Source organism: Yersinia aldovae 670-83 (genome assembly GCF_000834395.1).
GTDB lineage: Bacteria > Pseudomonadota > Gammaproteobacteria > Enterobacterales > Enterobacteriaceae > Yersinia > Yersinia aldovae.
Genome location: NZ_CP009781.1, coordinates 1,972,795 through 1,993,638 on the forward strand (window position 1 = coordinate 1,972,795; position 20,844 = coordinate 1,993,638).

The window sequence follows — 20,844 nt, forward strand, 5'->3', positions numbered from 1 at the left end:
CTTGATCGGGGCCATTATGACGAAAACGTTAAAGATAGCATTGATCGAAGACGAGCCTTTCAGTCGCCTTGCACTGATGGAAATCTTAAAAAAGTATCCTTACCATCATAAAGAACCGCAGCTCCAGCTTATTTACAGTGACTTTTCGCTCCAGCTCGTCGGCTGTGTCAGCAATACGCCCGAACTCATTACGCTACTAGAAAGCGCCCCTGAGATCGAAGTATTGTTGCTAGATTATTCACTTGCAGCCAGTGAAATAGACGAGGACGCATCGCAATCTCAGGATGGCGTTGGGCTGATCAAGCGCCTGCTTCAGTTACATCCTACATTGAAAATTATTGTCCATACCGCTCATAAAAGCTTGGCAGTCGCGCGTCTCGCCTGGCAAGCAGGCGCATGGGGATTTGTACAAAAAAGCAGCGATATTCAGGAGCTGTTTTTTGCTATTTCGTATGTCGCCCGAGGTAAGAAATTTTTCCCTATTGAGCTGGCAGCACTGTCTCAGGCCACGCAGCAAAACGCACACCATACTTTAACCGGCCGTGAAACCGAAGTGCTGAGGATGCTGCTCAATGGTGTGAAGCAGAAAGAAATCAGCGTGCGTCTCAATATCAGTTTTAAAACCGTATCCAATACTAAAACGCGCGCTTTCAAAAAGCTGGGGCTTACTTCAAATACCGATTTTTTCCAATATGCCCATGAACTTTCTCTATAAAACATATCAAATACTGGCGCTGACCCTGCTTTCATCAGCGACCGGTTATGCTGCGGGCGACATTATATTTACGCCGGAAGAGCTGCGTTATATACAGGCTCACCCGGTTATAAAATACGGTATTTCTCCACATTTTTATCCTATTGAAAATTTTAATAGCACCGGAGAGCATATTGGATTGACGCGGGATTATATTGATTTAATCTCTGCCGCCACTGGAATAAAATTTCAGCCGGTATTCAGTAACAATAACAATAGACCTTTTGCTAATCTACAATCTGGTCACGTCTCGCTACTCACCAGTACATCCAGCGCATTTGCACAGGCCAAAGGGCTGGCAAGCAGTGTTCCGATGTTTGCCACCTGGCCGGTCACTGTTACGCGCAAAGCCACACGGAATATCGTCACCCCGGATGACCTCTTGGAGGGATATGTTTCCATCACCGACTATTTATCGCTAATTGAGTGGTTTACTGAACGATTTCCAAATGTTGATTACAAAATATCTCGTTCACCCGAGGAAGCCATCGGTGAGGTGATACATGGGCGGGCTAAAGCCGCCGTCGTCCTCTCGCCCACCGCCCTTTATTATATGAATGTCGTTCATCCGGGGCAGTTAAAAATGTCACCTCCCCATAAAACCAAGATTCCCAGAGTGATGAGTGCGCGCCCCGAAGACCAGCTCCTGATCGATATTATTAACAAAGTCATCGCATCTATTTCCGCTAAACAGCAAGCTGAACTCATGGGAAAATGGATGCTCAGCGACATTATTCCACTGTCGGACAATCGCCGATCGGGTTGGTACTGTTATAGCCTGACCACTACTTTGTTACTCCTATTGATATTTATTTTTTATCGCCACCGACGCTTACAAATGGAGTTAATCCGATTGGGTTCGAAAAACAACCTGGAACTGTCGGTGCTGGCACATGAGTTGCGCACGCCACTCATTGGCATCCTGACCGCCTGCGAAGGGCTGGTACACAAAATAACATCAACCAGCCAGCGGGAAAGGCTCGCAAACGTCATTCATGTCACCCGCGAATTGCTGGACAATCTTGACCTGTCACTGGATAACGCCAAAATCAATGCCGGTTCGGTCACGCAGAATCCGCAACCGCATTTACTGGCTGAATTGTGCGATACCACGGTCAAACTGTTTATCAGTTTTGCCGAAACACACACCACCACACTTCAGGTCCGTTACCTGTCAAAACAGTATTTTCTGCCCCACCTGATCGATGGCACCCTGCTCTCTCAGGCACTGAATAATGTTGTCAGCAATGCCATTAAGCACACTCATGCCGGCATGGTATTGATTGAGTGCTCATTGTTGCAAGTGGACGGCAAAAACATGTTCAGTATTGAGGTGATCGACACCGGTACTGGTATGCCCCCCAAGGTATTGGCACGGCTTTCAGAACCGTTTTATCAGGGTAAATTTTCTCGCACGGATGGCGACGCTCCACGTCCTAAGGGCACCGGGCTGGGATTATTCGTCGCCAAGAAAAACATGCATCTCACCGGGGGGCATCTGGCTATCGCCAGTCAGCCGGGGGTGGGTTCACGGGTGACCATTGCCTTACCCGCAACGCCCGCTCACTATGCTATCGAAAACCCGCTACCTGAAGGATTGTATGTGGTGATGCCTGCACAGATCCCCACCTCACTAATCGGTGAAATCACTCAGGCTCTTGATGGCTGCGAGTTACCTTATTATTCCGCCGCAGATCCGTTCCTCACTACCGCCCGTGGGCCTGCACTCCACTTGCAACTGGATCTGCCGCAGAACCATTGGCAACTGAGCAATCAAGAGGGTGAATCGGTCGTCGTTACCCGCCCGCTGCACGCCTCAGCGCTCTATCTTGCCATCAGCGACTTGTGCAATGAGGAGCAATCGCTGGAGAGCACCAATGAGACTCCCAAGATCAACTCACCCTGCGCTATTACAGAGTCACGGCGTTTATTGATGGTGGAGGATGAGCCACTGCTGCTGGAAGTTCAACATGAGCTGTTTAGCAGTATGGGCTTTGAGGTTGATGCCGTAGCGAACGCTCAGCAGGCTTATCAGAGCTGGTTGCAGCACCAACATACTATTATTATTACCGACTGCCGGCTAGATGAGAGCGACGGTTTTGAACTGGTTCGTCACCTGAGAAAGTTGATGCAAGGCACTCCTGAACAGGTACTGATTATCGGTCAGTCTGCTTCATTAAAAGCAGAAGATGCGCAGCGTGCACGCGAAGTCGGTATGGATTACCTGCTACAAAAACCCATCGCCCGTGAGCAATGGCAGCAGTTGATACGTGACTATTTTGCCTCAGAAAATAAGCATAAATAAGCCCAGCACCTCGAAAAGTGAAAGCACGCATTCTGACTGGATGACAGACTCTAGTTTTTACATCTCCCAGATAGGCCACACTATGTTGATTAATTTTTTTAAACCAGTGGACAGTTTCAGTCTATTTGCTAAGAAGAGTAACCCCACGATTGCTGAATGCACGAAAGCAGAAGCACACCTAAAAAATAAAATAGACAAAGTTGAGAATATACTTAAGGGGCACGCTTACAAACGCAATATAATTGAACGTAACACTTATGGAGAAATAAAACTCCGCAATAGAACGGACATTATAAATAGCCCAAACGATTGGAATTTAGTCGCAAAAAAATTAATGGGCATCACCAGTCATAACACCACAGCTAAAGATCGTGATTTCACTAAAGAAATCTCTAAGCTGAGTAAGTCCTTAGATAAATATATTATTCAGACTGAAACGCTAGAAAAAAACAAACAAACAGCAAAACTACATAAATTACATGAAATAGTAGAAGCAAAAAATAAATTAGCCAACTTATATTTGGATAGTGGTTTACCCGCATCAGTAGAGATCCAAAAGCTAGCTAACACACTAGAGCTAGAAAAAATATCAGTGACCGCTATAAAGCCTAAAATAGAGCTTGAACCATCACAACTTAGAGCCATTAACAATATTATAATGCTTAGTGATAAAATCAATAGCAACCCCGAATGGTTACAAGAGAAAGGAATATTCAGGGTGCCTGGGAATAATAATAAAATAAAAAACATCACCGAGACCATGAAGGAAGGTAGTGTTAAAGAGATAAAAGATATTTTAATGAATAATGATAGTCACCATGATATTTTTGGAACAATGAAAAATCAGCTTGGCTTGGCATTAACTGAATTGGAAAAAAGTAGAATATGTAATCTCTCAATAAATTATAAAAACACAAAAAATGACAGTAATTATCGCCTCCCATCGATAATGGAACTGCCATTATCGTTGCAGAAACTGATGCCTCTGTTAATAAACATTGATAAAAACAAAGAAATAAACAAGATGGACGCACAAAATATAGCTATGGTATTAGCACCACGCATAGCAACGTTGGAACCTGGGAAAGGTGACCAAATGAAAGAAATGAAAGAAATAAGTGCACAAACGAAAATTATTGAAAACTTCCTAGCTGCAATTATTAATCATCATAGTCGAATCCAAAATCGTGAACTACCGGAGGTTCCATCGCATAGTAAGAAAGAGCTAGCACCGCTAAACACTAGCCATTTGCAAGCTTCTGGCAATCTGGAAATTTTTGTGTAATATATTTAACACTCAAACAACCTTCCTTTTTATAAGGAAGGTTGTATTAGGATAAATAAACAATATAACTTTGCGGATGTAGGAGAGGTAGTGGGAAGGTTATTACTCTCTAAAACTGCTAACGAATTACTCCCTAAATTTAATTGCCAGATAGACTACCCAAAGGCATCATAGCTATAGCGCCCTCAGAGCGGAGTTTCTTAAACCAAGGAAGTCAACGCAAACGTTTTTATTGAATGCCTCAACCGGATATATCAGACAGAGATACTGGATGTTTATCTGTTCAAGACGTTTAATGGAGTATGGGACATCACAGAGAAATATCTGAGCGAATATAACTTTAAGCGTCCATATTAGCTCCTGAATAACCTGACTCTGGAAGAATACCTACGGCTGAATTTTCACGCTGGAAACTCAAAAAGTGTGGGGTACTAAAACGGGTGCCTTTACATACTCAATTCCATAAACCTGCTGAACAACAGAATAATAAAAATGAATAATTATCTAATAACTTCAACCTTGTAGTTATGGAGTGTAGACTTAGTTACTTTTAAAAAAATCTAAATATGGGTAAAGGAAGATCGCGGGGTTTGGATAACTAGTAAATATTAAAATAGCCGGATAGACTTTCCGGCTATTTTTTTAAAACTCTATAAAGGCATCATTTTCATAATAAAAAATAAATGCTTCAAATAATTGTTCTATTTTAGGATCACCAAGCTGATAACCTACATTGTCAATTATATCTTCAACGCTTGCACCGTCTAGGGTCTCGACCCAACCATCATTTTCAACCTGAATAGGCAAATAATCATCAGAGTCCGGTGGAAAATCTGAGCTATCTAATGAAAAAACACCCTGTGTATCTAAATTCCATCTAGATTTATCCGGAGGAAGATAAAACCAACCAGTTAGATAATTTTCTGGATGAGTTAAAAACTCACGAATAGTAACTAGTTCCATACCTTATTCCTCAATTGATAATACGTTAACCACACTTGCTACGAAGTGCTTTAAATCTGCCGCCTTGATTAGGGTGTAAACTCGCCTGAACTGGCCCCGGTGCTTTATGTTGTGACCTAGGCACTAATTCAATTTTCGTTGGATCTTGGGCATTATGATGCCAATTTTGATCCGGCGGACTCTTATCACTAAAACCACCTCTCGGCTTTGGTTGAACATGAGCAACAACTTCCGGGGGTAATGACTGACCTAAATCAGGGTTTTTCTGTATTGCTTCGTATAATTGTTGGTTTGCATTTCTAAAATGCTGTGCTCTGGTTCCTGATTGAATATCAGCAGGAATTTCTGCTTGATGCCAGACGCTATAATTAAGACTAGATAGTGGTCGCCCTGAAGCATCTGTACCGGTTAACCCCAGCGGATCCACCCATCCCAACGGGTTATGCACGTATGCATAAGGGTTCATCCCCCCCAACAGCCCTATCGGGTCTGGGCATAAGTATTGCCCTGTTTCACCATCATAATAGCGGAAACGGTTGTAATGCAACCCGGACTCCGCATCCGCGTACTGACCGGCAAAACGCAGGTTGCAGGTGACATTATCTTCATCGTTCGCCGCTTGCCGCCATAACTCGGCGCGGCCCCAGGTGCTCAGGCGGTTCGCCCACACCACTTTGCCTTGCTCATTGAGCAGCTCGCGCGGCGTGCCAAGGTGGTCGGCTACCACATAATGTAATTTACCGTTTTCATAGCGGGCCGCGGGCGTTAATGTCCCCGGTGCATATAGCCAGTGAATACTTTGCTCGTAAGCCGCCGTGCCATCAGCATAGATCGGCACTTCTTCAATCAGCTGATCGCCACTCCACAGGTATTCATAACCCACCTGGCCGGTTTTCTCTGATGCCGTCGGTTCATCACCTTGAGTTGAAGCGGCTGGCGCGTTGCTGACCAAACGCAATTTCCTAATTCGCCGCCCAAATGCGTCGGCCAACGAATAAATCAAAACTACCGTATACATTGCGTATATTTTTGCCAACGCCATATTGTGCAATGATCCAGATGAAGGTTGGTAAGTGGTTTTTATAAAATATTAGACGTTAATACAACGTGATAATATTCACCAAACTATATAATAATAAAAAGGAGGGATATATCTAATGGAAGAATAATTGTTCTACAGCAACTACCGGCGGGTTTATTTCGGCGATAATTATCAATGGCGGAATATTATAAATATCTGTTTTTTCACAGATGTAGAATTTAAAATAGAGTCAAGTCAGAATGGATTGATAATAATGTTAGTCTCTAATGAGGCAGAGATTGCGCGGCTATTATTGGAGGTGGCCCCCCCATATTAGCACGGACTGGATACGGGATAACGATGGGCTGTATCTGGCGGGGGACTGGCTGACGCAGTGTAGACTTACCGGGCAATCAGCGTGATACCCGGCAAGGTGGTGATCCGGGTGCAGCAGGGTAATATATTAGCGTAACAATAGATAAAAATAGCCGTAAAAATCCAGAGAGGATCTTTACGGGCTTTTATATTATTTTTTATTACTGTATCGACTTATCCATCCATCTTCTGTAAACAACTCACCTGATAACCCGTCACTTACTTCTATAACATTAACATCTGACATTAATATTTTTTTATCTTCATCTTCTTCAAACATAAAAAGAAAATTAAATATAGTATTATCAATGCACTCAGTAATTAAATCTTTAATTACATCTTTCTGCTTATCATCAAACGTTGATAATAAATTATGTAGTTCTAAAGCTCTTTGTGATTTTAACGTCCCTGACTGGATTTTATCAAATCTATCAATGGAACGATCACGAACCATATGCATAACAGCACAACCAAACTCATCCAAAATCTCTTTATTCATCATAGTTACACCCTATTGATACCAAGGAATATTTGAGGGGGAAAGTGCGCCTTGAGAACGTAAATTCCATAATGATTGAGCAACAAGGTCTCTTGCTTGCTGTGTTGTTGCGCCCCCTGCCTCTAATGCATTGACTGCTATTTTCGTGTGTTCGCTAAAAGAATTAGAACGCCCACTATTATAAAGATTTTTGAACGCCTGTCTTTGATATGAGGTCATAGCCTGATGGTCTAATCCCATCTTATCCATATAATCTTGGCTAATTGAAAATCCTTTTTTAGGATCATACTTGACGTTATTTTTAAACCCTGCTTTAGCATGTACGTGATGGCCACCAACATCTTTATATTCGCCAACGCCACATTTTGCTAACCCTAGCGGATCAGTCCACGTCAGTGGGTTTGGAACATATGCATAAGGGTTCATCCCCCCCAACAGCCCTATCGGGTCTGGGCATAAATATTGCCCTGTTTCACCATCATAATAGCGGAAACGGTTGTAATGCAACCCGGACTCCGCATCCGCATACTGACCGGCAAAACGCAGGTTGCAGGTGACATTATCTTCATCGTTCGCCGCTTGCCGCCATAACTCGGCGCGGCCCCAGGTGCTCAGGCGGTTCGCCCACACCACTTTGCCTTGCTCATTGAGCAGCTCGCGCGGCGTGCCAAGGTGGTCGGCTACCACATAATGTAATTTACCGTTTTCATAGCGGGCCGCGGGCGTTAATGCCCCCGGCGCATATAGCCAGTGAATACTTTGATCATAAGCCGCCGTGCCATCAGCATAGATCGGCACTTCTTCAATCAGCTGATCACCACTCCACAGGTATTCATAACCCACCTGGCCGGTTTTCTCTGATGCCGCCGTTTCATCACCTTGAGTTGAAGCGGCTGGCGCGTTGCTGACCAAACGCAATTTCCGAATTCGCCGCCCAAAGGCATCATAACCATAGCGCCAACGCTCACCGGAAGGGGTCATCAACTCGGATAACTGATCCTGTTCATCCCAGTGATAGCGCCACACCTGTGGCCGGAACCCGTCCTTAAGTTCACGTTTTTCACTCAGTCTTCCCGCTTTATCGTAGTGATATTGGTTGTTACCGCGCGAAATAACCCGCCCCGCTAACTGATGTTGCGCATCCTGTTCTAAAACCGCCGTCGCACCCCGCGGTAAACGCGCCTGCCAGGTCAGGTTGTGGTTTGCATCATAGCTAAATTGCTCCTGCAACGGCAGGAAGCCACCGAAGTCAGCACGCACTATCTGGTCGTTAAGGTCATACTGATAGCGGGTTTTCCCCCAGCGGCTATCATCAATCCCCACCACATTATACGCACGATCATACTGCCAACTGCGATTGACCGCGCTGCCGTACAACGCGGGAGTTGCCGCGCCCTCCGGTGCCGCCAACTGTTGTTGGAATAGCGCAGAGTTGCGCCCCGCAGCCTGATTAGCCAACAGCCCGGTCGGGGTATAATTGCTCGCCTGAATAAACCCGGCCGCACTTTCGCGCACGGTTTCCCGCCCTAACTTATCGTGCTGCAAACGCAGGGGCTGATGACCGGCAAGCTGTAGCTGGGTCAGTTCCCCCAGTGAGCCGTAAACAAATTCCAGCCCCAGTTCACCCACCCGACGGGCGCTCGGTGTGCCGGTTAACGCATCCCATTGATGCTGTATTTCACGGCCATTGAGCCGTTCGGCGATTAGCTGGCCTGAATCGTCGTAGTCGAATTCAACCACCGCAGCCGCATTCTCCGCTTTAAGCAAACGGCCGCTGTCGTCATAGTTATAACTGACACGGGCAACCAGCGAGGAGCTGAGTTCATCGCAGCGCCAGGTCTGTTGCTCCACGACCTGATCACGGATTGAATAGTGCCAGCGGATCAGACGGCCATCGGGATAGCGCGCCCAAATGCGTCGGCCAACGGCATCGTATTGATAGTGAAGGGTGCGCCCGGTAAAATCCGTTTCAGCTACAATTTGTCCGGCTAAATCATGGCTATAACGATATGTTTCCCCTAATGCATTGGTCACCTGATTAAATCGCGTCAGCTTGTCATAACCAAATTGCAGTCGTTGCCCATCGGGGCGCGTCAGGCCAACCAGTAAATCAAAACCACCGTACTCATAGCGCGTGGTTTTGCCTGCACCATCGGTCAGAGCCGCGACTCGTTTTTCACTGTCATAGGCTATCGCCTGCTCCACGCCATCGGGGAGATAGACGTGATTCACGCTGCCAGCGGGACTGGCATGTTGTGGGCTGTAGATAGAGCGGGTCGTCTGACCTAACGGGTCTTGGGTATCGAGTATCCGGCCAAAAATGTCCTGATTCAGCAAGGTTACGCCGCCATCGGGGGCGATAATCTCACTAACTTGATACTGAGTGTTATAGCGATAACGCCATTCAATGCCGTCGGGCAAGATTTGCCGCACCAGCTCACCCTGCTCACCATAACGGTATTCCTGCCGCCGCCCCTGTGGGTCAACAACGTTGCACAATTCACCGTTATCGCCGTAGATAAATTGCCAGCACTTACCATCAGGTAAGGTGCTTTGCGTGATTTGCCCAAAACCATTGTAGTCATAGCGATAGGTATCACCTGCGGGGGTAACCACCTGCTGCAATTCACTGTGCGGATTGCGCTGGAACACCAGAGTGCGCCCTAAGGCGTCCGTTTCTGAAAGTTTATTGCTGAATGCCCACTCCGTCAGGTGCTCGCGCCCCAATGGGTCAACTTCGCGGATCACCTGACCATCAGTGTTATACCAAAAGCGAGTGAATCCCCCTTCGGCATCCTGATAGGTAGTACAGCGGGCCACATCATCATAACTAAAGCGATCCTGATAATGTCCGCTGGCGGTGCGGGTAGAAAGCACTCTGCCAAGTTGGTCATAATGAATATAGGCATCAGTTTTGTCAGTATCATGCCAGCGAGTCATATGGCCGGCGGCATTATAGGTATGATAAAGGTGGGTGAACTGGAAGGTGTCGCATTCAGCCAACAGGCCATTTTCGTCATAGCGACATTTAACCAGCCATTGGCGTTGAGCCGCAGTGACCAGCTCAATCAGGGTCAGTTGCTGCTGCTGATAGCTCAGTTCAAGCGCATAACCCACACTATGCTCAATGCGGGAAAGCTGCTGATCAACAGAATAACGAAAACGAATTTGGTTACCAAAACGGTCGCTGATTGCCGATAAGCAGCGAGAATCACCCTGTCTTTCTGCAAAACTCAGGATCTGTTGGGTTTGGCGGTTGAAGATATGCAGCACACCGCTACGTTGGCCGTATAACAGGTACTGGCCTTCATGCAGGTTTACCGCTTGAACATCATCGTCATCTTGCGGCGCATCATAGCTCAGCAACACGCCTTCATGGTTGCGAAAACGAATAATATCCTGCTCAATAATAAGATGCTGTGACCAACTATCGGCCCATTTAGCACCAAAACTGCCCGATAATGTCCCGCTGGAACGGTAGAGCCGGGTCAAATTGAGTGGCAGTAATCCGGGGATATCAATCATCGGCCACACTTGCAGGAAGTCGCCTGTGGCCGCATCTACCGGCTCACCCGGTCTGGTACATTTATTGTTGCTACACCCTTCTGCTTCAACGGATTTTTTAGGTTTCTCGCCTTTTTTCCCTTTTGGCAGTGGCAGGTAACTGGCAACAATTGTCACCCAACGTAAGGCTGAACTACGGCTGTCTTTTACGGCAAAGACTTGTGCTGTTTCTTTAGTTTCAGCGATAGTGGCAGCACCGCTATTGATATTGGCATCACAGGTGGTACGGTGCCCCAAACGGGCAATCTGCTTGCCGTTGGCATAAACCGTTTTTGCCCCTTCAGCGATAACCGGCGGCGCTCCGGGATGGTCGCTACAAATAATGGGATCGCCCACTCGCGCGACGGGTTTGCCCTCAAAAAACACGTCAGGAGAACCGCTAAGAATCGTACCTTTATTATCACCGTACTGCCCCATCACCGCTCCGGCCACGGCAACACCGGCTCCTACAAAACCACCTGCGGCAGCAGCGGCGGCCACCACCACCAGCGCGGCACCACCGGTTGCGACCACCAGTGCCCCGACAGCGACAGCGGCAACCGCCCCCAGCAGTATGCCGCCCAGTGCCCCCCAAGAACCGAGATCTTTTTTCTGGTGCGCAATAAAATCACCCATACGAGCCGGAGCATCGCCATCTGTTGCGACCTTTTTCCAGCCCAGTGACTCAGCAATGGCGTCACCTGCTTTTTCACCGACATAGCTCCCAGCCTTGGCCCCGACATAACCTGCGGCCAACCCCACGGCAAAGGGTGCCCCCGCGCCAGTAGCAATGGCATAAGCGCCCATGCCTGCGGTAACCGTATTGTTTACCCCTTCACTTTCCATAAAGTTGAGGGCTTGTTCATTAAAAGACTCAGCACCGCCTTCATTGGTGTTGGGTGGCGATGCACCACGTTGCTGATCCATCACTTCTTGACGAACAGCCGACCGGCCACCCGCAGCACCGGCACCTGTCCATACTCCTTGCCCAATACTCATCATCCTCTCCTATTACTGTGCTTCGGCTGTACCTGCCGCGGCGGTATCCCGTAATTGGAATGTATTCATCAGCAGACCTATTTGCTGTCGCTGTTCATCAGTCATATTTCCGGGGATGGTAGCGGTAAATACTAAGACTTTTGGGGTAAGATCCAGCAGCATCATTAATTGATGGATTGGCCCTTGTGGTGATGACCAACTGAACTCGGAAATAATGGTTTTACGGGCGTTGAGTTCTCGATCTTCTTTATTTATTTGCTGATAATCTTTCAGTTGGTTAGATAAGCTGGAAATTTCGCTTTCACCAAACTGATTAAATGACATTCCCCACGCAATAACATCTCTGGATATAGTGAAACTAATACCACTCTTATCGTTATCCGCCGCACTCAGCACCAATACGCTGAGATCTTTCCAGGCAGCAGGTAGCTCAATAGAGCCTTCGTTAAAATGAAAAGGCGAAAGTTCATTCGGATTAGACATAGGTGATCCCTGATTAATAATATGACTTGGGTGCCCAATCAATTCGGGCACCGTTAGTAATGCATTTATTTATTCAAATTAATAACCGGGCCATTAATGAATATCCCTCCGGCATCAAGCTGAATACTTGAGCCAGCAAATTTGAGCACAATACTTGAGGTAGTCATTTTTATTTCACCGGCTCCGACTTTCAGCGTAATATCATCCGATGCTTCATAAAGCTGTGTTCCCGCCCCACTTTTACCGGCTTTCGCTTTAACCTGAACCTGGTTGGCGTCAGTGCTTCTCATGGTGCAGACGTTTTCTGACAGCCCCCCTTGCTTCACCGTTTTGCTTTCGTTACCCGCAAGAATATTTAATGTTCGATTGCCTGACTCAACGGTGAGGTTTTGGTCATTTTTTACCGTGGTGGTCATATCCTTCTGGGCATGAAGAAACAGCCCTTCCCCCCCCTTGGCATCCTCAAACCTCATCTCGTTAAAGCCTTCGCCTTTATGGGTTTTCGAACGGAACGCCATCTGGGTTTTACTGGCGGGCAATGATCCGGGCGGGATGTTGTTGGCGTGATAGGTGCGCCCGGTGACGATAGGTTGGTCTGGATCGCCATGCAGGAAATCAACCACCACTTCCTGACCGATACGCGGAATCGCCAGCATTCCCCAGCCCTGACCGGCCCACGGTTGTGTCACGCGTATCCAGCACGAACTGTTATCATTACTTTGACCATAGCGATCCCACAGGAATTGCAGGCGGATACGGCCAAACTCATCACAGTAAATCTCTTCCCCCGGCGGCCCGACAACCATCGCTATTTGCGGGCCATCCATCGCCGGTTTTGGCAATGGCGTTGGCCGCCAGGTCTGTGTTGGTGGGATAAAGCTGAAATGGTTGAATAGCACCGTACCTTGGTCACCGGACTCTTGCTCCAGCGCCTGCATCTGTTTGCCAGTATGTTGAACACCAAGCAGTTGCCATGAATGATTTAAATCACTGCGCGGGTGGTTGGTTAAGCTGAATAATTGCCCCGGTTGCAGGGTAAAATCGTTGCTTTCACCTTGTCCAAGGTTGGCGTCATTACGCAGCGCTTCCAGGCGATAACGGGTAAAGTCCTGACCGTGCTGTTCGTCTTTAAACCGCCCAGGGAAATCAAAGTGTTCATAGTCTGGGCGCTGGTTTTGCAGTTCACCGGATTGTTCGCTAAATGCGGCGGACCAATTCGGATTTTTGAAGGTGTAATCTTTTAACTGCACCATTGCCGGGCGCACCTGCGCACTGCGGGTAAAGGTGGTCACACACAACTCTTGCGCTTGTGCCGCCACATTGGGGTTATACGGCAGTGATGCGCCCTTAGGCAGGGAGCCAACGTCATCGGCATACACTATCGTGTTCTTGCCAGCGCTGAATTCGAAGTAGTAAAAAATCCCTTCTTCCGCCGTCAGGCGCTGGATAAAATCAAAATCAGATTCTTGGTATTGCACGCAAAACTCGCGCGCGGGATGTGGATTGCGAAAGCCAAAAGCAAAATCATTAATGCCATTTTCTTTTAGCAGCGTGGTGGTAATGCTTTCAATCGATTCTTGCTGGAAGATACGTGAGTTACGCCGCAAGCTGGTGCGCCACAGCGCCGGGCGAATGACCATGCTATAACGGGTCTGATGAAACCCGGTATCCCCTTGCTCAAAGCTGGCTACCATGCCGGTCACACTGCGTTGCAGCACGCCATCGCGCCAGACAAACAGTGTCGCATCTTCATCCAGCACCGCCGCAAAATCCACTGAAGGGTCAGCACTTGCCAGCCCGACATTGAGTACAAACGGCGATGAGAGCATTTCACTTAATGAAAAGTCTACCACCACAAATGTCTGCGGCGCTAAACCGGCGGTGGTCAGCGTAAATTGTAGGCCGGAGGGCTGTTTTATCGCAGCAGCAAGCGCAGATGCCCCCGGTAGTGCAGCACCCACACCAGAACTCATGCCTGCCATTGTTCCACCGCTCAGTGTGGGTGCCTTACCGGCAATAGCATTCGTGGGTACAATCCCCCCATCCAGCACTTTGGCTTTGGCGTCCAGCGCTGTTTTTGCCAAGTCCGCAGCCTGATTAACGCGTTTGCCTGCGGTTCCGCCCACCACGTCACCCAAACCACCTGCCATCCCCACAACCTGTTCACCACTGAGCGTCGCGGCGGCATCTGGCGTTACCGTATTATTTGGCTTTACACTGCCTTTCACGTTGGCTTTTTTATCATCAGCAAACATATTTGCTCCTTCCAGGATGTTAACGTGCAGAGTTGGTCTGCTGCGTTAATTGGTGATAACGGCTGAGTAATGCGTTCCAGCGCTCATCTATCTGTTTGATTAATACCGGTGACGCCGGTTGGTGTTGCTCACGGGTCACGGCCAGTTGTCGCAGTAACTCTTCCAGTGGTATTTCTCGGTTCAGTTCGGTTTGCATTTGGTAAACCGCCGTTTTCAAATAAGAGATAGTCAGGCTGCCGCGTGATTGCTCCTGTTCGATCAATTTCTGAGAGAGCGCTTGCAGCCGTTGCTGTATTTGGAAATAACTACTCTCAGCGACTCTCGTGCCAATACGAGCTTGTAACAACTGCGCCCAACGTTCACTTTCAGCCACCTGATTCGGGTCTGCTGGCCAAAGCTGGCGGGCCAGTGCCACCGAGATATCGGCTGTGCGTAACCCGGCCAATGGAGAGATATTTTCCAGGCTGCTCAGTTGGTTGCCATAAGTGGCCACCTGCGGGTGGCTGAGCCATAACAACGCCGCCCCTTCAGGTTTCGCTGCCAATGCCGCAAGTTGCTGCTGCATGGGCTTGATATGGACGAAATAAACCACGCCAGCGGCCAGAACGCTGAGCAACACACCGGTGGCAAAGCCCCACAAGGCTGGCATACGTTTTTTGGCCGGTGCGGCAAAACGGACTTCAATGTTGGTGGACGACTCTTGTGTCGATTGGCGTTCTGCGGCAGAAAATGCGGTGCGAATCGGCTCTGAATCCGCAACAGATAGATACACCAGTGAGGGCATTTTGAGAGGAGCTGACGCGGGCTGTTTTGCCGCTTCATTCTCCGCTTCAAGCCTTTTTGCGGTGTTCTGCATCAGATAAAGCAAGTTTTCCAAGCGCGGAACCCGCTTTAGCTCGACTTGTTGCAGCTTGTCACAAAGCAACTGCAATGCCCGCTCAGCGCGGTACACCAGGCGCAAATCATCACGGCTAAAATCGTGCTGACGCAGTTGGCTACCGACTCTGGCATTAAACCATTCCAATATTTCAGTGCGAGCCTGCGGTTGCTCCGGCCATAGTTGCTCCCACTGGCTGATAACCATCCCCGCCAGCAACTCACAACCTTCGGTAAACCCGGCCAATCCATTTCTCTGCGTGCGCGCCAGGGTGTAATACACCGCCGTTTGCAGATCCACCCCATTGGTGCGAAACAGGGTTAGCGCCAATGATTCGATGAGACGCCAACTTACTTCTGGCCGCGCTGGGTGATTGATCTTGTTGATCTCTTCACGAATAGCACTGAACTCCGGCCTGTGTCGCGGATCAGTACCGATTTGAATGATGATATCTTGCGAGGTTTCGCTCATGCGTACTCATCCTTTAGCTATCTCCCTGCGCGTTGCAGGGAGACTCGATGACAACGATTAATACAGGGTGTCCGGCAGGCTGAATTGACTAAATAGCCCACCTGCGAATGGGTTATCTGACTCATCAACGGAGATGCGATACGTCATTTCACCACCATCGACCATAAAGCGGACATCAAAGGAGTTGCTGCCAACATTGGTTAGCTCGCCGGCATTAATCAGCCGTAATTGTGCCCACGGGCCAGTAAAGCTCAGGGATCGCGGCGATTTGCCGCTTTCATCCGGCACCAAGGTCAACTTGCTTTCGACACCCGCACGCATGGAGTTTGGCCAAACCAGATTCACCACACCGCTGCGGCCATGCGCGTAATCCAGCAGTTGCCCGTCCAGATTCAATACGCTGCGCCGTTTATTACCACTCAACATGACCGGTTCAATCGCAAACTGCGTGCCCAGACCATTTTGTGCCGAGAAGAAGGTGTCGCGGATCTTCTGCGCCTGCGCCAGTTGTTGTAAAACATCAGGCCGGATCAGCAATTGACCATCACTGCCGCTGGTCAGGTTGTTCTCAACAAAGGGCTTCAAGTTTTGTTGATAGAACGCATCAAGGGTGCCTTTTGGCCCAAAGAAGCGTTCAAACTCACTCAATGGCACATCCTGTTTTGAGTTAGGATCGAACGGATAACGGCCAGCCAGATAGGTTTGATACTGTTTGATCACAGTCTCATTCCACTCGACTTCCAGTGATTGGATAGCCTCCATCATCACCACCCGCCAGGCTTGTTCAGCCAGGTCGCCCACCCAGCGATTCAGGGGTTCCGGCAAGTTTTTTGCCTGCTGCTGTACTTCGAAGATAGGATCACTGTTGTTTTGATCCAAACGCAATTGAACCGCTTTCAACGCCGCTTTCCCTGGCGCAGGTGAGTTCTGAATCGCCAACAGATAACGGTGTAATTCGGTCAATTTCTGGTAAACGCTCTGGATCACGCTGCCTTTGTCGCCATTCTCAACCAATATCGCCGTCTCAGGCGCAAACTCACGATTGATACGTGCCAGCAGCAGGTAATCTGACTTCTGCATCAGATCCTGACGCTCTTTAGCGACTATTGAATCAGGTATGGCGGGTAAGCGCGTGTTATCACTCAGCGTCTGTAATGCGCGGCGGAAAGGCTGCTCGCCGCTGATCACCTGTTCAATCGCACTGATCGCTTGCGGTAAATCCTCAAACTCACCGACTGACAGGTTATTCATGGCAGCGCGCCAGGTGGCGGTATAGTCGCCGAGGTACTGTTCGGTAACCTGCCGCTGGATCTCTTTACGATCAGCTTCGCTATACTCAACATTCTTGCTGAGATTGAGCACCCAGCTATCCATCACGGTCAGTTCAACCAGTTGATCATTCTGTTTGACAAAATAGTTCTGCAAACCGTTACGTGTCAGAAACTGCGGAATAACCAACAAACGATCGTTACTGGAGACAAATACATCATCAAAACTTGCGCCAATCTGGTCACGTAGGTCGAGCGCTGGCGGCAATGCATCTTGCGCTTTGATGCGCAGATTCTGATAAACACGTTGATAGATAGAGAGTTTACTTAACTCTTGCTGCGCTAACTGAATCGGCTTCAGATAAGGTACAAAACTCTTAATCGCATATTGATCGCCATCTTCCCGCGCAGCGTGCCAATCGGTATGTTGTAACGCATAGTTCAAATGACCCAGCAATTGCTGTTGCAGCTCGCGCTGACCATTGAATTGCTGACTCCAGCGATGGCTCATATATTGTTCAACCAGCGGTATATTTCGCCCACTGCCGTCTTCTAACATCCGCATCACACGCAGGATCTCAAGCTTCTCCTCGCTGCCCTTTGGGGCGGCATTCAACTGCTCCAACAGGCCGCTCATCAGCGCCGGAACAAAACGCTGCTGTAGCAGTTGCAGGTAGGTGCTTTCAACGTATGGGCCGATATTATTGCCCTGATACAGCCCCATATCAGCGAGGAGAGAGTTTCGCTCATGGTAATTGCCATAAGCCAGCGTGGCATCACGAATGGGGTTCAGCAAGGGCAGTTGTAAATTGCCAAAGCGATCATCACCTTTGGGTGGCGGGATCGATAAGAAGGTTTTTGCTTGCGCTAATACCTCTTGCCCAGCGCGGTAGTTTGCCTGGTAGTAATAGTGCCAATAGCCCCACAGGATCAGGGCTGTCAGCGCGCCAATACAGGAAAAAACGATCATGCGCTTTCTGGCATGACGCAACCAGATACTATTTTCTCCCGCCAAGTTAGGCTCGGCCAGCAGCACTTGATTAAACAGCGCCTTGGTAAAATAAGGAGCGGTATCGGCAACCGGCCAGGTCGGGAATGCCTGCGGCGCAAGGTGATACTGCACAGCCGCCGATTGGGTAAAGATATCGTCCATTTGCCCACGCTGCTGGGCGGAGGTGAGATAAATACCGCGAAGCAATGGCTGGGCATTATCCCCGCTGTACAAAATCCCCTCCAGCAATTGCACCACGTACTCATGCAGCCCTTGCACCTGGCGGGTAAAACTGAACAACTGACTGCGTTGGCCTGCATCAACACTGTTAAGCATCATATCTGGCATCGCGCTGTTGAGTTGGGTGACCCATTGCTGCCAAAACTGTTGTAACTCCGTGCGCCACTCTTCTGGATTCACGGCATTTAGGCTAAACGTCACCCCCAATACCGCTTCACGCTGGGCTTTATCCAGCGATTGATACATTGCTTCGAACCCATACAACAGATCCATTTTGGTGAAAACGACATACAGTGGCACCTGGCAGTGCAATGCCAACCGGATATCCTGCAAACGCTGATGGATATCGGCAACGTAAGTCTCACGCTGGGTTTTATTCGAGGTCATCATCTGATGGAGATCAACCGTAAGAATAATGCCATTCAGCGGTTGACGTTGACGCTGCGCCACCAGCCAGGACAGTAAACTCTGCCATAAGCGGCTGTTTAGTGACGTTTTTCCTGCTATGGAGGTAACAGGTTGTTCTATCAACTCACCGGCGGGATCAATAATGACCGCCTGCTCCCCTAACCAGCATCTGACGCGCAGATCCGCCGCGTCCTCCATATTAATTCGCGCTGAGGGGGCGATTTCTGTCAGCTTATACCCCTCTTTGATCAGCGTACTTTTACCACTGTTGCGTGCGCCAATAACCATATACCACGGTAAGCGATACAAGTATGACGGGGTATTCAGGTGACGCTGAAGTTGCTGCTTCCAGACATTCAGGTAGTGGTTTTGTTGTTCAATATCAGCACTGATAGGGTCATCAATTTGCGTTTTTACCTGCAACTGGAGTTTTTCCAATTGTTGTAACCGCTTCATGACTTTCAGACTCAGCCAGCAAACAGCCACCAGGACAAAAATGGCAGTCACCAACCAACGGCTTAACCGTGTCTCAAACGGGTGATCTTCCCCAAGCTGCCACGCGGGGCCGTAGATCCACACCCAAATTAATGCCGCGCAAGCCAATAAGATCAATACCACCGGTACTGACGCTTTTAGCCGAGGAATTGCGGGCTTGGCAATGCGTATAAAAAAGGGCAGTTTCATGCACTAACGCTCCTGTTCCAGGGCAAGATCATCATGGTTTGAGCTGTCGCTGTTTTTCTGTCAGCAACGCCATCAACGCAGGCTCCCATTCGCTTAACTGCAATTGCTGTCCGACCTGCAATAAGCTGTGGTATTGCTGCTGCGCCAGTGCAGTTAAACCCGCTTTTTCCAATAACTGTGCACTGAGCAATTGATGGTAAAAACGGTCCCGTGGTTCGGATTGCTGCGGTTGCCTGTCGATAACCTGTAATGCGGCTTCCAATCCTTGCTGTTGATAGCATTGCCAAATTTCATCCTGTTCAAGAGTGCTACTGCCGCTCTGATGCCCGGTATCCTGCTGTAACCAGACGGTGGATTCAGCGGAAATAAAGGGTGTCATATCAGTAAAAAAGAGGGTTCTTAGTGTGGGAATTCGGGCTAAAAAAGTGTTGAGTTCGTCATTGATAGCCTGTGCAACGGGTTCATAACCAAGCCGTTTTGCAATTTGCGCCGAAAGTACATGTCCGTCGAACCAATAGGGTGCGAGTGTCAGGCTCTGTTCCACCTGCTGCCACAATGACAAATCGGCATTGGGCAACTGCGCTAAATAATCAGCGACTCGATCTCCTGAAACTGCGGCCAACGGGGTACGTCCATCACTCTGCGCCATCGGCGGAGCCGTTAACGTTCCCCACACCGCATGACGTCGCAATCTAAATCCTATCGCCACATCGGGCTGAAGCTCACACAACAAATCGGCCATTTTGAGCAATGTTTGCCGCCAGGCTTTGTCACTAGAGTTATCAATGCTCATCGTCGGCGTGGTCGCGGTGGTCGGGGTTGTTGCCGCGATGACCGAATGGGGTGGGTGCGGCTGCTCAGTTGTAATTGCTTCAACAAACCGTTCGGGTTTTCGCGCATAACGCGCACGTAATCCATCCACCTCTTTTGCCAGACTCGGTTCACTGCTATGCCAAACCTGCGCTAAATGAGCCAGCAACCCTTGCACACTCTCGCGCTGTGCATCATTTGCCCGCTGGCTAAAACTGCTGCTGGCACTGTCGAAACGTTTCAGAATTTGTTGGGCAAAACGCCGTTTATGGGATGGGTTTTGCGGCCATGCCTCAATCCAAAAAAGTTGCACGTATTCGGTCAGTAATGAGATAGCCAGCATCAGTTCATCCGGCTGCCCTGCGTGTTGTAAGGTGCGAAGGAGATGTACCATCAGGCGGAAATCTTTGCTTTCCTCAGACAGCAGTGCCATCGCCTGTTGCTGAATATCATCAATATTCAGCGTGGTATGGGCCAGCGAACCTAACTTAACCATTTGGCCATCAATGTATTCCCACTGCGGGTTATCATCGGCCAATGGCTGTGCGGTCTGTTCTGGTGACAAAGGCATCCGCAGTAATTTATGCCACGGATGCTGTGATGTAATATCCAT

Annotated in this window: 11 protein-coding genes and 1 pseudogene; 3 read left to right on the top strand and 9 right to left on the bottom strand. The window is 48.7% G+C overall.

Features of this window, described 5'->3' with window-relative positions:
* Nucleotides 1–16: 16 nt before the first annotated feature.
* The 3 genes from AT01_RS09130 (at nt 17) to AT01_RS09140 (ending at nt 4,344) form a co-directional block, all read left to right on the top strand.
* The gene (locus tag AT01_RS09130) at nt 17–715 is read left to right on the top strand and encodes a response regulator transcription factor (protein WP_042546915.1); all 699 of its coding nucleotides are present in this window, start codon (nt 17–19) and stop codon (nt 713–715) included.
* Complete coding sequence (locus AT01_RS09135) at nt 693–3,059, top strand: ATP-binding protein (RefSeq protein ID WP_042546916.1); 2,367 nt, start codon at nt 693–695, stop codon at nt 3,057–3,059. The genes AT01_RS09130 and AT01_RS09135 overlap by 23 nt, the downstream gene beginning before the upstream one ends.
* 82 nt (nt 3,060–3,141) lie before the next feature.
* Complete coding sequence (locus tag AT01_RS09140; protein WP_042546917.1) at nt 3,142–4,344, top strand: RhoGAP domain-containing protein; 1,203 nt, start codon at nt 3,142–3,144, stop codon at nt 4,342–4,344.
* A 642-nt stretch (nt 4,345–4,986) separates the two neighbouring features.
* On the opposite strand, the gene AT01_RS09145 is transcribed toward AT01_RS09140, so the two are convergent.
* From AT01_RS09145 to tssA, 9 genes and pseudogenes are all read right to left on the bottom strand, one after another.
* Entirely contained in the window at nt 4,987–5,307 is a 321-nt protein-coding gene (locus AT01_RS09145; RefSeq protein WP_042546918.1) for a DUF7716 domain-containing protein, read from the bottom strand.
* Between the two features lie 409 nt (nt 5,308–5,716).
* Nucleotides 5,717–6,187: pseudogene (locus tag AT01_RS22650) on the bottom strand (RHS repeat-associated core domain-containing protein); the annotation flags it as partial.
* A 667-nt stretch (nt 6,188–6,854) separates the two neighbouring features.
* Entirely contained in the window at nt 6,855–7,205 is a 351-nt protein-coding gene (locus tag AT01_RS09155) for a hypothetical protein (protein WP_042546919.1), read from the bottom strand.
* Between the two features lie 9 nt (nt 7,206–7,214).
* On the bottom strand, nt 7,215–11,744 hold the full coding sequence (locus AT01_RS09160; protein ID WP_071841506.1) for an RHS repeat-associated core domain-containing protein: 4,530 nt from the start codon (nt 11,742–11,744) through the stop codon (nt 7,215–7,217).
* Between the two features lie 12 nt (nt 11,745–11,756).
* Complete coding sequence (locus AT01_RS09165) at nt 11,757–12,227, bottom strand: DcrB-related protein (RefSeq protein ID WP_042546920.1); 471 nt, start codon at nt 12,225–12,227, stop codon at nt 11,757–11,759.
* Between the two features lie 65 nt (nt 12,228–12,292).
* Nucleotides 12,293–14,209, bottom strand: a complete 1,917-nt coding sequence (locus AT01_RS09170) for a type VI secretion system Vgr family protein (protein ID WP_391592614.1) — start codon at nt 14,207–14,209, stop codon at nt 12,293–12,295.
* A 292-nt stretch (nt 14,210–14,501) separates the two neighbouring features.
* Nucleotides 14,502–15,830 carry a VasL domain-containing protein gene (locus AT01_RS09175; protein ID WP_042546922.1) on the bottom strand — a complete coding sequence of 443 codons (1,329 nt, stop codon included), beginning with the start codon at nt 15,828–15,830 and terminating at the stop codon, nt 14,502–14,504.
* Between the two features lie 57 nt (nt 15,831–15,887).
* Entirely contained in the window at nt 15,888–19,421 is a 3,534-nt protein-coding gene (tssM, locus tag AT01_RS09180) for a type VI secretion system membrane subunit TssM (protein ID WP_042546923.1), read from the bottom strand.
* A gap of 31 nt (nt 19,422–19,452) precedes the next feature.
* Nucleotides 19,453–20,844 carry a type VI secretion system protein TssA gene (tssA, locus tag AT01_RS09185; protein ID WP_042546924.1) on the bottom strand — a complete coding sequence of 464 codons (1,392 nt, stop codon included), beginning with the start codon at nt 20,842–20,844 and terminating at the stop codon, nt 19,453–19,455.

Coding starts and splice junctions, on each gene's coding strand:
- AT01_RS09165 (WP_042546920.1), bottom strand. CDS start 12,227: ATGTCTAATCCGAATGAACTTTCGCCTTTTCATTTTAACGAAGGCTCT.
- AT01_RS09170 (WP_391592614.1), bottom strand. CDS start 14,209: ATGGCAGGCATGAGTTCTGGTGTGGGTGCTGCACTACCGGGGGCATCT.
- AT01_RS09135 (WP_042546916.1), top strand. CDS start 693: ATGCCCATGAACTTTCTCTATAAAACATATCAAATACTGGCGCTGACC.
- AT01_RS09145 (WP_042546918.1), bottom strand. CDS start 5,307: ATGGAACTAGTTACTATTCGTGAGTTTTTAACTCATCCAGAAAATTAT.
- tssA (WP_042546924.1), bottom strand. CDS start 20,844: ATGGATATTACATCACAGCATCCGTGGCATAAATTACTGCGGATGCCT.
- AT01_RS09130 (WP_042546915.1), top strand. CDS start 17: ATGACGAAAACGTTAAAGATAGCATTGATCGAAGACGAGCCTTTCAGT.
- AT01_RS09175 (WP_042546922.1), bottom strand. CDS start 15,830: ATGAGCGAAACCTCGCAAGATATCATCATTCAAATCGGTACTGATCCG.
- AT01_RS09140 (WP_042546917.1), top strand. CDS start 3,142: ATGTTGATTAATTTTTTTAAACCAGTGGACAGTTTCAGTCTATTTGCT.
- AT01_RS09155 (WP_042546919.1), bottom strand. CDS start 7,205: ATGATGAATAAAGAGATTTTGGATGAGTTTGGTTGTGCTGTTATGCAT.
- tssM (WP_042546923.1), bottom strand. CDS start 19,421: ATGAAACTGCCCTTTTTTATACGCATTGCCAAGCCCGCAATTCCTCGG.
- AT01_RS09160 (WP_071841506.1), bottom strand. CDS start 11,744: ATGAGTATTGGGCAAGGAGTATGGACAGGTGCCGGTGCTGCGGGTGGC.